Here is a 12,749-nt window from a genome sequence, read left to right as displayed (position 1 = left end):
TCGGATCACCCCAACGCCACCGCCTTCAGCACCACCGCCGCGAACTCGTGCGGTGAATCCTCCTGCAGGAAGTGACCGCCACGCAGGGTCACATGTGGCATGCCCTGAGCGCCAGGAATGCGCTTCTGCAGGTAGCGGTCACCGCCACGGGTGATCGGATCGCCATCGCTGAAGGCGGTCACGAAGGGCTTCTGCCAGCGCGACAGCACCTCCCAGGCACGACGGTTGGCGGGTGCCGCCGGGTCATCCGGATGCGTCGGCACCAGTGCCGGGAAAGCACGGGCAGCAGCGGTGTAGCGCGAGGACGGAAACGGCGCCTCGTAGGCGGCACGCTCCGCGGCCGACAGGCTGCGTCGGCAGGCGCCAGAAACGATGCGACCGATCGGGAACCACGGGCTGTGCAGGGCGAATGCCCGCCACAGCCTGAACGCCGGCGGCACCTTCTGGTCGCCGGTAGGCAGCATGCCGTTGCCGATCACGATGGCGGCGAAGCGCGGCTCCAGCTCGGCGGCCAGGCGCAGGCCCAGCAGCGAGCCCCAGTCCTGGCCGACCAGGGTGATCCCGCGAAGATCCAGCCGCTCCACCAGCGCGGTCAGCCAGTCCATGTGCGACTGGTAGCTGTAGGCATCGACCTCGGTGAGCTTGTCGGACTTGCCGAAGCCGATCAGATCGGGCGCGATGACGCGGCAGCCGGCGGCCACCACGGGCGGAATCATGTGGCGATAGAGGTAGCTCCAGCTCGGCTCGCCGTGCAGCATCAGCACCACGCGGCCATCGCGCGGCCCCTCGTCGAGGTAGTGCATGCGCAGGCCGGGTGCGACCTCGAGATGGTTGGGCGCGAACGGATAGTCCGGGAGGCCGGCGAAGCGCTCGTCAGGGGTTCGGATCACGGGCATGGCAGAAGCTCCGGCACTTGCAGGGCGTGCTCTTTTCGGGCTGGATACGTGCCTCGACGCTAACAAACCGCACGCCCCAGGAAAACACGTCATGCGCATCGTTTCCGCCAACCTCAACGGCATCCGCTCCGCCGCCAGCAAGGGCTTCTTCACCTGGCTGGAGCAGTCCGGCACCGATGTGCTGTGCATCCAGGAAACCAAGGCCCAGACCCATCAGCTCGACGGCGAGGTGTTCAACCCGGCCGGCTGGCACCGTTATCTCTTCGATGCCGTGCGTCCCGGCTACTCGGGCACCGCGATCTACTCGCGGCTGAAGCCGGACGCGGTCAGCAGCGGCCTCGGCTTCGAACTCTGCGACAGCGAAGGCCGCTGGCTGGAGGCACGCTTCGGCGATCTGACCGTGGTCTCGCTCTACCTGCCCTCGGGCTCGGCCTCCGACACCGCCCAGGAACGCAAGGATCACTTCCTGAAGGCGCTGATGCCCATCCTGCGTGCGCGCCGCGAGGCCGGCGAGAAACTGGTGATCTGCGGCGACTGGAACATCGCGCACCAGGAAATCGACCTGAAGAACTGGAAAGGCAACCTGAAGAACTCGGGCTTTCTGCCGCATGAGCGGGCCTGGCTCACCGAGCTGTTCAACCAGGTCGGCTATGTCGATGCCTTCCGCGTCGTCGACCCGCGCCCCGAGCGCTACACCTGGTGGAGCAATCGCGGCCAGGCCTATGCCAACAACGTCGGGTGGCGCATCGATTACCACATCGTGTCGCCGGAACTGCGCGAGCACATTGTCGCTGCCGACATTTACACGGGTGAGAAGTTCTCCGATCATGCGCCGCTGATCATCGATTACCGCCTGTAACGACCCGCGAGATCCTCATGGCCGCTCCCGACAAAGACACCCTCGCGCGCTGGCGCCAGGACATCCGCTTCCAGGACACCCTGCTCGGGCAGCCCCTGACCTTTCACACCACCTGGGGCATCTTTTCGCCGGAAGCCATCGATGACGGCACCCGGCTGCTGCTGGAGCACATGGAGATTCCGGCGGATGCCGATTGCCTGGACATCGGCTGCGGCTACGGCCCGATCGGCATGACACTGGCGCGACTGGCACCGCAGGGGCGCACCCTGATGGTGGACAAGGATTTCATGGCGGTGGAATACGCCAACCGCAACTGCGCCGCCAACGGCATCGGCAACGCCCGCGCCATGCTTTCCAACGGCCTGCAGCACATTCCCGCCGATGCCCGCTTTGACCTCATCGTCTCGAATCTGCCCGCCAAGGCCAGCAAGGAGCAGCACTACCTGTTCCTCTACGACAGCCTGGCCCGCCTCAAGCCCGGCGGACGCTTCTACGTGGTGACCATCAACGGCCTGCGCGAATTCATGGCGCGCACGCTGAAGGAAGTCTTCGGAAACTACGACAAGCTGAAGCAGGGCAAGGTCTACACGGTCGCCATGGCGGAAAAGACCTGATCAGGCCAGACGCCGACACGGGCAGGCAGCGGGCCAGCCGCTGCCTGCCGGCGCTCATTTCACCAGCGTGAGTGCTGACTGGCCGCTGCTGGCAGCGGCGGCGGCGGCCGGTGATGTGTTCAGGTAGGCCAGCGCCTTCTCGGTCGAGCCTTCCTTGACCGGGTCGTACCAGGGACTGAAGAACGGCAGCTGCCAGGTCGCCAGTGCCAGCGGGTGCGGCAGGTGGCCACCCTTGCTCTCCTTTGCCCAGCGCAGCCAGATCGCCGGCTTCCAGGCCTTGAAGTTCTCGCCGGCATAGCGCGGATCCTGGTTCATGAGGTGCGCGGCACCATCCACCCAGAGACCGATCACCAGCGGCACCGTGATGCAGCTCAGGTAGTAGCGCGACAGGTAGCCGCCACCGAGGTGGGTGTAGAGGTCGAACGCCACGCTGCGATGCTCGACCTCCTCGGCGCCGTGCCAGCGCAGCAGATCGAGCAGGGTGGCATCGGCACCGACCTTGTCCCAGTTGCGGTTGTCGAGCGCGTAGTTGCCGAGCACGCAGGTCATGTGCTCGACGGCGGCGATGATGCCGAGACGAAACACCAGCCACTCCTTCTCGAGGAACTTCGGCAGCTTCATGCCCAGCGGCTGGTCGGCGAGCAGGCTTTCGAACAGCCAGTCCATGATCTTGGTGTTGCGCTCGGTCTCGATGCCGTGCGCCTTCAGGTACTCGGCGATGGCGCTGCCATGGGCACGCGCGTGCATGGCCTCCTGGCGAATGAACAGCTGCACGTCGTCGCGCAGCTTGTCATCGGTCACGTAGGGCAGCACCTTGTTGTAGAGACGGCAGAACCAGAACTCGCCCGCCGGCAGGATCATGTTGATCTCGTTGATGAAATGGCTGGCAAAGGGCTGACCGGGGATCCACTCCAGCGGCGTCTTCGACCAGTCGAACCGGACCTTGCGCGGCACCAGGCGTCCCTGCGTATGGGACACGGTGCTGTCGTTCTTGAGCAGGCTGACTACGGCCATGGCAACTCTCCTTGCGAAACACCCGGCAACACGATGCCGGCAACCCTGTGAAATACGGTGATGTTCAGGCGGCAGCGGTCTGCCAGAGCCCGCGCTGCTGCCAGCGACGCACATGCGGCACGTCGTCATCCAGCCAGAAGGCATCGTCTTCCGTCACCACCAGCAACTCTTCCCACTTGGCGCCCACCGGGCCCAGCCCGAGGTGCGGCTCTACCGCCCACAGACCGGGGGTCGGCGGATGCTCGGAGCGCTTGCTGCTGTTCCAGATCGGCGACCAGCCTTCGCTGGCACCCTTGAAGCGGTCCTTGACCAGTTCGGTGACGTTGCGCACGCCGAAGTTGAACAGGCTGAGATGATCCTTCTTGCCGTCGTCCTCGAGCTTCTCGACGCGATGCGCCAGCGTTTCGAAGGGGTAGGCCTTGTGGCGCGGGTCATAACCCTGGCGCGCGCACAGGGCGTCGACAGCCTGGCTGATCTCGGACAGCGGGCGGCGCTGCTTGGCCATGTCGAGAATCAGGCGACGGTAGTCGGCCAGGTCATCCATCATGCGATCCAGCACCGGATGGCTGCCCAGCACGCCACAGTAACCGATGTCGGCGGTGTAGCCGCGCAGCGTGGGGGCGCAGTCGAGAATGAACGGCATGCCCTCTTCCAGACGACGGAAGCCGGGATAGAACGCCGGGTTGAAGCCGCCCAGCTGCTTGACGCCGACCAGGCCGCGAAAGGCGGTACGATCACCGAACCAGGCGAAGGGCTGGTGAAACCAGTCATCGACGCCATGGTCAAGCAGCCAGGTCTTCTGCAAGGCGGCGGCACGACGCTCGGTCATGCCGGGCTTGAGCTCCCCGGCAATGGTTTCGGCACATTCGTAGGCAAGGCGCTGAACCCGGCGAAAGGCGTCCAGGTCCTCAGGGGTGAGACGTGCAGCGGCGTGAGACATGGCAACCTCCGGAGCGGGGCTCCATTGGACGCTTAATGCCGCCAAAGTCAAGCCGAAGCAGACTTGGCATCTGATTCAGGCGTTGACCGGGAGATGGCCGCATTCAAGCGCACAGCTCATTATTTGACCATACGCCTGAACGCGGCAACGCGCCACTGCACAGCGCGGCTTACCAGTTCAGGGCCTTCTGTTGCGCCTTGACCAGCTCGGCCACGCCAAGTTCGGCGAGATCCAGCAGGGCCACGGTCTCGTCACGCGAGAACGGCTTGCCCTCGGCAGTGCCCTGCAGCTCGATGATGCCGCCATGCTGGTTGATGACCACGTTCATGTCGGTATCGCAGTCGACATCCTCGACGTAATCCAGATCCAGAACCGGCACGCCCTTGACGATGCCTACCGAAATTGCCGCGACCAGGCCCAGCAGCGGGTCCTGCTTGATGGCCTTCTTCTCGAGCAGGAAGCTGAGCGCATCGACCAGCGCCACCGCACCGCCGGTGATCGCGGCCGTGCGGGTGCCGCCATCTGCCTGCAGCACGTCGCAGTCGATGGTGATGGTGTTCTCGCCGAGCTTCCTGAGATCGACCATGGCACGCAGCGAACGGCCGATCAGGCGCTGGATCTCCAGGGTGCGACCACCCTGCTTGCCCTTGCTCGCCTCGCGTGCGTTGCGGGTGTGTGTGGAGCGCGGCAGCATGCCGTATTCGGCGGTGATCCAGCCCTCGCCCTTGCCCTTGAGCCAGCGCGGAACGCCCGGCTCCACGGTGGCCGTGCACAGCACCTTGGTGTTGCCGAACTCGACCAGCACCGACCCTTCGGCATGACAGGTGTAATGACGGATCAGGGTGACGGCACGAAGCTGATCGGGGAGACGACCGGAAGGACGCATGGGTTATTCCTGATGACGGCGGTAAGATGGGCAAGTATACCCTTGCCACCCCCGGAGTATCGCAGTCATGTCCGTCCCGAATCATCCGGAGGCAGGTCCGGTCCGCAGCATGACCGCCTTCGCGCGGGCCATGCAGCACGGCCCCTTCGGCCAGCTCAGCGTCGAGCTGCGCTCGGTCAACAGCCGTCATCTCGAGCTGACCCTGCGCCTGCCCGATGTCCTGCGCGACCTCGAGCATTCATGGCGGGAGCGACTGCGGCAGCAGATAGGTCGCGGCAAGGTCGAACTGACCCTGCGCCTGGACGCCGGCGACAGCCTGGCCGACGGCGTGGTGCTGGACCAGGAGCGGGTCAGGCAGCTGTTGCAGGCAGCGCACGAGATCGAGGACCTGGCACGTCATGTCGGCCCGGTCGATCCGGTCGCGCTGCTGCGCCTGCCCGGCGTGTTGCGCACGCAGGAGGCCGATGCCACGGCGCTGACCGCCACCGCCGAGGCCTTGCTGACACAGGCACTGGCGGACTTCCTCGCCATGCGCGCGCGCGAGGGCTGCGCCCTCACGGCGCTGGTCGAGCAGCGCCTGCAGGGTGTGGCCCGGGAAGTGTCCGCTGTTCAGGATCGCCTGCCCGGCATCCTCGCGCACTACCGCGAGCGCTTGCTGGAGCGCATCCGCGAGGCAAAGGCCGAACTGGCCGCCGAGCGCGTGGAGCAGGAAGTGGTGCTGTTTGCGCAGAAGCTGGATGTCGCCGAGGAGCTTGATCGTGTGCTGGCCCATCTGGCCGAGATCCGTCGCGTGCTGACCGGCGGCGGCGCCATCGGCCGGCGCCTGGACTTTCTCATGCAGGAGCTCAACCGCGAGGCCAACACCCTGGGCTCCAAGGCAGTGACCGCCGACAGCGCCTGGTCCTCCGTCGAGCTCAAGGTGCTGATCGAGCAGATGCGCGAGCAGATCCAGAACATCGAATGAGCCGCACCGGACAGCGACAAGGATTTTCCGCATGACTGATCAACTGGCGTCGGCTCTGGCGTCCTTCGACCTGCTGCTGGCGGTGTACCTGGTGGCCATCACGGCCGAAGCCATGTCCGGTGCGCTGGCCGCCGGCCGTCGCAACATGGACATCTTCGGGGTCGCGGTGATCGCGTTCGTGACCGCGCTCGGCGGCGGAACCATCCGCGACGTGACCCTGGGCAACTACCCGATCGGCTGGACCCAGCACCCGGAATACGTCTACCTGGTTCTGGGCGCAGGCTTGCTGACCACGCTGGTGGCGCGCTACCTGCACCGGTTGCAGCGCCTGTTCCTGGTGCTTGATGCCCTGGGACTGGTGGCGTTCTCGCTGATCGGCTGCAGCGTGGCACTGAACCTGGGTTATGCGCCGATGGTGGTGATCCTGTCCGGCATGATCACCGGGATCTGCGGCGGCATCCTGCGTGACGTGCTCTGCAACCAGGTACCCATCGTGTTCTGTCGCGAGCTCTATGCCAGCGTCTCGCTGCTGGTCTGCGCGCTGTTCCTGATCATGCGCAGCTGGGGCATCGACAGCGACATCAACACCCTGCTCTGCTTCATCATCGGCTTCAGCTTCCGCCTGCTGGCCTTGCGCCATGGCTGGAGGCTGCCGACCTTCTCCTATCACGGGCGCTGGGACTGAGACGGCCCGCAATGACATCGGGCGCCCGCAGGCGCCCGATTGGCGTTACAGCATGAACTGGATCTGCATCTCGCCCACCATGAAGCCGAGCACGGCGCCGACGGTGATGAGAATCCATTCCTCTTCCTTGAACGCGGGACGCAGCATGCCCTCGAACTCGGTCGGGGTGAGCATGCGCATGCGCGTGATCAGGGTGTTGCGCACGTCCATGGCGTCCTCGGCGTACTCCTCCATGTGCTTCATGGTTTCCGGCAGACGCTCGAGAATGCGGTCGGCAATGTGCTGCTTCATCTCGATGTAGCGGCTGGTACCGACCGCGTACAGCACCAGTGGACGGGCCACGCCGGCCTGCTCGTCGACGACGCGGCGGACCTGCTTCTGCAGCAGCTGGATGACGCGATCGGAGCGCGGGCCGCTGAACAGCTCCTCCATCATGATGCCGGGCGTGAGCATCTGCTTCGAGATCAGCGCGGCATAGTCACCGGCGACCTCCTGCTGGCGCTTGAGGAACAGGCCATGCAGGGTATAGCCAAAGAGCTTTTTCGGATTCAGCGGACGGAACAGCATCTGCAGCGCCAGCCAGTCACTGAACAACCCAACGAAGCCGCCGAAGGCGGGCAGCATCCAGGGCTCGCGCCACACCAGCCAGCACACCATCTGCACCAGACCGATGATGAAGCCGAAGTAGAACCCGGCCTTGCAGAAGAACTTCAGCTCCTGCTTGCCGACACGCTGGAAGATCTCGTTGAGGAGCTTCTTGTCCTTCTTGAGGTTGCTGATGACCATGTGACGGATGTCGAAGTAGCGCGACACGTTGACCTGCACCTCGCCCATGATCGAAGCCACGATCTTGGGTGCCTCGCCCTTGACGCGCTTGATGATGCGCTGGCGCATGAACTCGGGCATGCCCTCCCAGAGTCCGGGCTGGTATTCCTGCATGACCTCGCGCACGATGTCCTCGGAGGCCTCCATCATCGGCACTTCGATTTCGCGCGCGATGCGGGCCGGATCCAGACGCGCGAAGATTTCCTCGGGCTTGATCAGGCGCTCGGTCATCAGGTCGACCGCAATGGTGGCCATCTTCTCGGCCTTGCGCGGCACGATGCCCTGCCAGCCCAGAAACGGCTTGATGCCCCAGAACTCGATGGGCTGGAACATCATCTTGATCGCCACCACCTTGGTGACGTAGCCGATCAGGCCGCTGATGAAGGGAATGGAGATGTAAAGCCACATGTCGGCTTTGAAATCAGCGATCAACGCATCCATGAGCGGTGTTCCGTGTTCTTTTGGGTCGTCGGGCGGGGCTGGCGCTCAGCGCCGCAGGCCCGCGTGACGGGCCGTCAATTCGACAAGTGTATAAGGTGCGAAGCTTCGGTGCGAGACCGAAATCACTGTCCGCTCAGGCGCCTCAGCGGTCCGGACAGACGCGCCGGATTTGCCGGAATCACGTCACGGTAGCGCGCCTGCAGTGCCGCCAGATCAGCCTCCTTGTCACCCGTGGTGAAGAAGGCCTCGGTGATGCGCAGCTCCCTGCGGCCGAAATCCAGGATGAAGGGAATGATGGGCACCCGGGCGCGATGCGCCATGTAGTAGAAACCCAGCTTCCACTCTTCAGCGCTGTGACGCGTGCCCTCGGGAGCAATGCCGATGTAGATCGAGCCCGGCTGGGCAAAGCGTGCCACCACCTGCTCGACCTGACCGCCCTTGCTGCTGTTGCGATACACCGGCATGACATTGGCCCAGCGGAAGAACGCGCCCACCGGCCCCTTGAACAACTCGGCCTTGGCCAGCACGGTGATGTTGAGACGCAGCGCCATGATGGTGGCGGCGGCCACCAGACCGTCCCGGTTCGAGGTGTGGGGCGCACCGATCATCAGTGCCTTGCCATGGGTGGGGACGGCACCCGTGACCTTCCAGCCCATGGCCCTGAGCCAGAGCAGCCCGAGACGCTGGGTAAACGGCGTGCCACGACGCGGCACCTCGGGCCCGAGCAGCTCGGCAGTGATCACGGGGTCGTTGGTGGGTGTGGTGGCGGACATGCGGATTCCCTGGCAGGCAATGGGTGATGGCACTGTACTGGCTGATCGGGAAGAACAGCAATCACCGGCAGACGAAATGAGTACAGCTGTGCAGCCATCATGAAAAACCCCCGGCTGGCCGGGGGTTTTCATGATGCGACGATCTGGCGCGATCAGAAGGTACGCGAGATAAGTTCCTTCATGATCTCGTTGGTACCGCCGTAGATGCGGTTGGCGCGCGTGTCGATGTAAGCCTGGGCCACCGGATACTCGAGCATGAAGCCGTAACCGCCATGCAGCTGCACGCACTCGTCGACGACCTTGGACAGCAGGTCGGAAACCCAGTACTTGGAAGCAGCAGCAGCATCGACCTGCAGGGTGCCCTTGATCTGCTCCTCGATGCAGCGGTCGATGAAGATGCGCGCGATCTGCACTTCCGAACGCAGCTCGGCGAGCTTGAAGCGGGTGTTCTGGTAAGCCGCCACCGGCTTGCCGAAGACCTTGCGCTGACGTACGTAGTCCAGGGTATGGGCGAGCACGGACTCGGCACCGGCAGCACACATGATGCCGATCATCAGACGCTCCCAGGCCAGCTCCTTCATCAGCATGATGAAGCCCATGCCTTCCATGCCGATCAGGTTGGACTTGGGCACGCGCACGTTGTCGAAGAACAGCTCGCAGGTGTCCTGGCCACGCATGCCGACCTTCTTCAGCGGACGGCCCTTGCTGAAGCCGGGGCGGTCGGCCTCGATCAGCAGCAGCGAGATGCTCTCGGCACCCTTGCTGGGATCGCCGGTCTTGACCACGACCACGGCGATGTCGCACAGGTAGCCGTTGGTGATGAAGATCTTCGAGCCATTGACGATGTAATCGTCACCGTCGGCCACCGCGGTGGTGCGCACGGCCTGCAGGTCGGAGCCGGTGCCCGGCTCGGTCATGGCGATGGAGCCCACGGCCTCGCCGGAGCACATCTTCGGCAGCCACTTCTGCTTCAGCTCCTCGGTGGCGAAGTTGAGCAGGTAGTTGGCGACGATGTCGGAGTGCAGCGAGAAGCCCGAGGCGGAGTCGCCGGCGCGGGCCTGCTCTTCCATCAGGATGACACTGTAGAGACGGTCCACGCCGGAGCCGCCGTACTCGACCGGCATGGTCGGGCAAAGCAGGCCGAGTTCGCCGGCCTTGTTCCACAGGTGACGGTCGATGTGCTGCTGCTCTTCCCACTTCTCGCGGTGCGGCGCCAGCTCTTCCTCGAAGAAGCGGCGTGCGGTGCGACGGAAGTCCTCGTGCTCCGGGCCGAACAGGGTACGCGGGATCATCGGGTTCATCGGGGTGGGTATGTGCAGACCGCTCATGTCTGTCTCTCCGTAAAAGGGGTTGCTGAAGCCGTGGGTGTCGGACCGGAAACAAGACGGTCGTATGGCTTGTGCGCCGTTTTACGCAGGGCTGACCGAGGGGTCAAGGACACAATGACTCACGGGTCATGACATAAATGCTCACGCCGGCAGGCAGCGCGCCATGAAGTCGCGCATCAGGCGCAGATAGTCGCGCTGGTGCAGGTGCAGCACGTGGTTGCCGGGGAACCAGTGCAGCTGGCTGCCGGCCCAGTGCCGATGCAGCAGATGCTGGTAGCGCGGACCGGTGAAGCGGTCGCCCGCCCCGGCAATGATGAGCAGACGGTCCGGATCAAGCAGCGGCCGCCAGGTCAGCGGCGAATGCACGGCCATGGCATGTCGCAGCGTGGGCAGGTCCAGCCCGACCAGGGGCAGGGCCGGCGAAATCAGCGTGCTCAGTGGCGGCCACTCCATCAGCATGTCGGCGGGCGAGACCACGGCGGCATTGGGAATGGCAAACGCCAGACGGTCATCCACCGCCGCCAGCAGCGCGCTCAGGTAGCCGCCCAGGCTGAGCCCCGAAATGCCCATGCCGGGCACGCCGCGCCGCTCCAGGTAATGCATGAGCATGCGCAGCTCGTGGATGGACTGCAGCATGGCCTCGCTGGTCTGCGCGATGCCGTGGCTGAAATAGCCGAAGCCGCTGAACGGATCGAAGCGACCGCGCCTGGCCCCGTGGAACGGCAAGGTGAACAGCGCGATGTCCCAGCCCTGGCGGAAGAACCAGCGCAGCGAGAACATGGCGCGATTGACCCAGTAGGCATCCAGCGAGTAACCGTGCACGAAGATCAGGGTGCGGCGCGGCCGGTCACCATGCGTCCAGTGCCGAACCGGCACGCGACGGTTGCGGGTGTGGCGGGCATAGGCGGCGCGCACGGCCGGATTCAGGGCCTCGAAGGTGCTGTCGAAACAGAGCTGGTCGGCGCAGCCGCCCAGGGCTGCCAGTCCGTCGTCGCGCAGGCGCTCGCGCGAATAGCTGAACTGGCGTGGCGGCTCGATGAAGACCGCCTCGCGCTCGCCCCGGTCAGCCAGTGCCTGGTAGAACGGCATCAGCGACTTTTCCCGGGCGATGCCGCGCGGGCCGAAGTGCGGCAGCATGGCAGTACCGACGGCACTCGCCAGACCGGTGCGCAGCACGTAGTCCAGCGACGCCGACAGGGCCACCTTGACGGGATGATCGTCATGCGCCGGCGTGCGCGGGTCATGCCGGTGATAATCCACCGGCAAGGCCTGCCACCACGGCTGACCCGGGGTCGCCGGACCAGCCTGTGTCGCTGCGCACGCCAGACGTTCAGTCACGGCGATACATCGTCACCACGCAGGCGCCGCCCAGCCCCAGGTTGTGCTGCAGCGCAATGCGTGCGCCGGACACCTGGCGCTGGTCGGCGGTGCCGCGCAGCTGCCAGACCAGCTCCGTGCACTGCGCCAGACCGGTGGCGCCCAGCGGGTGTCCCTTGGACAGCAGGCCGCCGGACGGGTTGGTGACGACCTGGCCACCGTAGGTGTTGTCACCGTCCCAGATGAACTTCTCGGCGCCCCCTTCCGGACACAGGCCGAGGGCCTCGTAGGTCAGCAGCTCGTTGGCCGTGAAGCAGTCGTGCAACTCCACCACGTCGACATCCTCGGCACCGATGCCGGCCGCCTCGTAGACCTGGCTCGCCGCCGCCTTGGCCATGTCGTAGCCGACCATCTTGATCATCGAGTTCTCGTTGACGCTGCTCGGGAAATCGGTGGTCATGGCCTGGGCCGCGATGTAGACCGGATTGCTGATGCCCAGCTTCGCCGCGAACTCGTCCGAACAGAGCACGGCAGCGCCGGCGCCGCAGGTCGGCGGACAGCACTGGAAGCGCGTCAGCGGATCGAAGACCTCGTCCGATGCCATGATCTCGTCCAGTGACAGCACTTGGCCGAACAGGGCGTAGGGGTTGCGGCTGGCATGCTGGCGCGCCTTCTCGGCGATCTTGCCGAAGGTCTCCTTGCGGGTGCCGTGCTTCCAGCGGTATTCACGACCGGCACCGCCGAACATCTGCGCGGCAGGGGGCGCACTGGTGAAGCCCTGGGCGTCCAGCATGACCTGGGCATGCAGCGACATGGACGACTCGCGGTCATTGAACTTGGCGCCCAGCGCGCCCTTTTCCATCTTCTCGAAGCCCACCACCAGCACGCACTCGGCAGCGCCGTTCTCGATGGCCTGGCGGCCGAGGTAGAGCGCGCTGGAGCCGGTCGAGCAGTTGCTGTTGACGTTGAAGATGGGAATGCCGGTGAGGCCGATCTCGTAGACGGCACGCATGCCGCTGCAGGAGTCGCCGTAGACATAGCCGGTGTAGGCCTGCTGGATGCGGTCATAGCTGACGCCGGCATCGGCGAGGGCCAGACGGCCCGCTTCAGCGGCCATCACGTGATAGTCGGCGCTGGCGCCGGGCTTGGCGAACTTGGTCATGCCTACGCCGATGACATTGACGCGACGCTTCATGGTGTTTTCCTC

13 protein-coding genes are annotated in these 12,749 nt (G+C 65.0%); 4 read left to right on the top strand and 9 right to left on the bottom strand.

The genetic code is table 11. From position 1 onward, the window contains the following. Nucleotides 1-5 precede the first annotated feature (5 nt). On the bottom strand, nt 6-896 hold the full coding sequence (locus F595_RS0102445) for a haloalkane dehalogenase (protein WP_022955283.1): 891 nt from the start codon (nt 894-896) through the stop codon (nt 6-8). A gap of 91 nt (nt 897-987) precedes the next feature. Between F595_RS0102445 and F595_RS0102440 the strand changes: the two genes are divergently transcribed. Continuing rightward, complete coding sequence (locus tag F595_RS0102440; RefSeq protein WP_022955282.1) at nt 988-1,755, top strand: exodeoxyribonuclease III; 768 nt, start codon at nt 988-990, stop codon at nt 1,753-1,755. Nucleotides 1,756-1,772: 17 nt separating this feature from the next. Further along, nucleotides 1,773-2,369, top strand: coding sequence for a class I SAM-dependent methyltransferase (locus tag F595_RS0102435; protein WP_022955281.1), 597 nt, complete (start codon nt 1,773-1,775; stop codon nt 2,367-2,369). A gap of 54 nt (nt 2,370-2,423) precedes the next feature. On the opposite strand, the gene F595_RS12365 is transcribed toward F595_RS0102435, so the two are convergent. The 3 genes from F595_RS12365 to rph form a co-directional block, all read right to left on the bottom strand. After that, a complete protein-coding gene (locus F595_RS12365; RefSeq protein ID WP_022955280.1) occupies nt 2,424-3,383 on the bottom strand; it encodes a metal-dependent hydrolase in 960 nt (319 codons plus the stop codon). 64 nt (nt 3,384-3,447) lie between these two features. Next, a complete protein-coding gene (locus F595_RS0102425; protein WP_022955279.1) occupies nt 3,448-4,323 on the bottom strand; it encodes a M24 family metallopeptidase in 876 nt (291 codons plus the stop codon). A 169-nt stretch (nt 4,324-4,492) separates the two neighbouring features. After that, nucleotides 4,493-5,209 carry a ribonuclease PH gene (gene rph, locus F595_RS0102420; RefSeq protein ID WP_022955278.1) on the bottom strand — a complete coding sequence of 239 codons (717 nt, stop codon included), beginning with the start codon at nt 5,207-5,209 and terminating at the stop codon, nt 4,493-4,495. A 67-nt stretch (nt 5,210-5,276) separates the two neighbouring features. Between rph and F595_RS0102415 the strand changes: the two genes are divergently transcribed. Both F595_RS0102415 and F595_RS0102410 read left to right on the top strand, forming a co-directional pair. Next, nucleotides 5,277-6,173 (top strand): YicC/YloC family endoribonuclease, encoded by an 897-nt coding sequence (locus F595_RS0102415; RefSeq protein WP_022955277.1) that lies wholly within the window; start codon nt 5,277-5,279, stop codon nt 6,171-6,173. 31 nt (nt 6,174-6,204) lie between these two features. Then, complete coding sequence (locus F595_RS0102410; protein WP_022955276.1) at nt 6,205-6,858, top strand: trimeric intracellular cation channel family protein; 654 nt, start codon at nt 6,205-6,207, stop codon at nt 6,856-6,858. 45 nt (nt 6,859-6,903) lie between these two features. On the opposite strand, the gene F595_RS0102405 is transcribed toward F595_RS0102410, so the two are convergent. The 5 genes from F595_RS0102405 to F595_RS0102385 form a co-directional block, all read right to left on the bottom strand. Further along, nucleotides 6,904-8,124 carry a DUF445 domain-containing protein gene (locus F595_RS0102405; RefSeq protein WP_022955275.1) on the bottom strand — a complete coding sequence of 407 codons (1,221 nt, stop codon included), beginning with the start codon at nt 8,122-8,124 and terminating at the stop codon, nt 6,904-6,906. Between the two features lie 122 nt (nt 8,125-8,246). After that, nucleotides 8,247-8,897: a 1-acyl-sn-glycerol-3-phosphate acyltransferase gene (locus F595_RS0102400; RefSeq protein ID WP_022955274.1), complete on the bottom strand. Its 651-nt coding sequence runs from the start codon at nt 8,895-8,897 to the stop codon at nt 8,247-8,249. A 152-nt stretch (nt 8,898-9,049) separates the two neighbouring features. Then, nucleotides 9,050-10,189, bottom strand: a complete 1,140-nt coding sequence (locus F595_RS0102395; RefSeq protein WP_156873782.1) for an acyl-CoA dehydrogenase family protein — start codon at nt 10,187-10,189, stop codon at nt 9,050-9,052. 177 nt (nt 10,190-10,366) lie between these two features. Then, nucleotides 10,367-11,563 (bottom strand): alpha/beta hydrolase family protein, encoded by a 1,197-nt coding sequence (locus F595_RS0102390; protein WP_022955272.1) that lies wholly within the window; start codon nt 11,561-11,563, stop codon nt 10,367-10,369. Next, nucleotides 11,556-12,737 carry a lipid-transfer protein gene (locus F595_RS0102385; protein WP_022955271.1) on the bottom strand — a complete coding sequence of 394 codons (1,182 nt, stop codon included), beginning with the start codon at nt 12,735-12,737 and terminating at the stop codon, nt 11,556-11,558. Before F595_RS0102385 ends, F595_RS0102390 begins: the two co-directional genes overlap by 8 nt. Nucleotides 12,738-12,749 lie beyond the last annotated feature (12 nt).

It is taken from the genome of Perlucidibaca piscinae DSM 21586, from assembly GCF_000420045.1.
Lineage (GTDB): Bacteria > Pseudomonadota > Gammaproteobacteria > Pseudomonadales > Moraxellaceae > Perlucidibaca > Perlucidibaca piscinae.
The sequence above is the reverse complement of the archived record's forward strand: the minus strand, read 5'-3'. Positions and strand labels throughout refer to the sequence as shown.

Bases quoted from the DNA above. Each gene is read 5' to 3' on its own strand.
- F595_RS0102400 (WP_022955274.1), bottom strand. From the start codon at position 8,897: ATGTCCGCCACCACACCCACCAACGACCCCGTGATCACTGCCGAGCTG.
- F595_RS0102415 (WP_022955277.1), top strand. From the start codon at position 5,277: ATGTCCGTCCCGAATCATCCGGAGGCAGGTCCGGTCCGCAGCATGACC.
- F595_RS0102440 (WP_022955282.1), top strand. From the start codon at position 988: ATGCGCATCGTTTCCGCCAACCTCAACGGCATCCGCTCCGCCGCCAGC.
- F595_RS0102445 (WP_022955283.1), bottom strand. From the start codon at position 896: ATGCCCGTGATCCGAACCCCTGACGAGCGCTTCGCCGGCCTCCCGGAC.
- F595_RS0102385 (WP_022955271.1), bottom strand. From the start codon at position 12,737: ATGAAGCGTCGCGTCAATGTCATCGGCGTAGGCATGACCAAGTTCGCC.
- F595_RS0102395 (WP_156873782.1), bottom strand. From the start codon at position 10,189: ATGATCCCGCGTACCCTGTTCGGCCCGGAGCACGAGGACTTCCGTCGC.
- F595_RS0102405 (WP_022955275.1), bottom strand. From the start codon at position 8,124: ATGGATGCGTTGATCGCTGATTTCAAAGCCGACATGTGGCTTTACATC.
- F595_RS0102435 (WP_022955281.1), top strand. From the start codon at position 1,773: ATGGCCGCTCCCGACAAAGACACCCTCGCGCGCTGGCGCCAGGACATC.
- F595_RS0102425 (WP_022955279.1), bottom strand. From the start codon at position 4,323: ATGTCTCACGCCGCTGCACGTCTCACCCCTGAGGACCTGGACGCCTTT.
- F595_RS12365 (WP_022955280.1), bottom strand. From the start codon at position 3,383: ATGGCCGTAGTCAGCCTGCTCAAGAACGACAGCACCGTGTCCCATACG.
- F595_RS0102410 (WP_022955276.1), top strand. From the start codon at position 6,205: ATGACTGATCAACTGGCGTCGGCTCTGGCGTCCTTCGACCTGCTGCTG.
- rph (WP_022955278.1), bottom strand. From the start codon at position 5,209: ATGCGTCCTTCCGGTCGTCTCCCCGATCAGCTTCGTGCCGTCACCCTG.